Genomic DNA, 304 nt, shown 5'->3' with positions numbered 1-304 from the left:
CCAGCACCGTGGTCCAGCTGTGGCTGCCGAGGGTTACCGTCACTTTGTCACCCGCCGCCGCGCCGGTGGCAAAGCCGCTGATGATCTGCGCCTGGTCGTGTTCGGTGACGTTAATCACGTCGTCTCCGGCGAAGGTGTTAATGCTCACCGCCGGTACCGTGGTATCCACCGTCAGGTTGTGATTAACGGAGGCCGGGTTGCCCGCCTGATCAGTCACGCTCGCCGTGACCGTGACGCTCCCGTCGCCCAGTGCCGCCAGATCTGCTGCCGGTACGTCAAGCGTCCAGCTGCCGTCTGCGCCCAC

Annotated in this window: 1 protein-coding gene; it reads right to left on the bottom strand. The window is 65.1% G+C overall.

Annotated elements, in window-relative coordinates; translation table 11 throughout:
• On the bottom strand, positions 1-304 hold a 304-nt coding region (locus tag LZP96_RS24085), incomplete at both ends, for an Ig-like domain-containing protein (protein WP_258926381.1).

This window comes from Huaxiibacter chinensis (genome assembly GCF_022171985.1).
Taxonomy (GTDB): Bacteria; Pseudomonadota; Gammaproteobacteria; order Enterobacterales; family Enterobacteriaceae; genus Enterobacter; species Enterobacter chinensis_A.
This window is presented reverse-complemented; position numbering and strand designations above follow the sequence as displayed.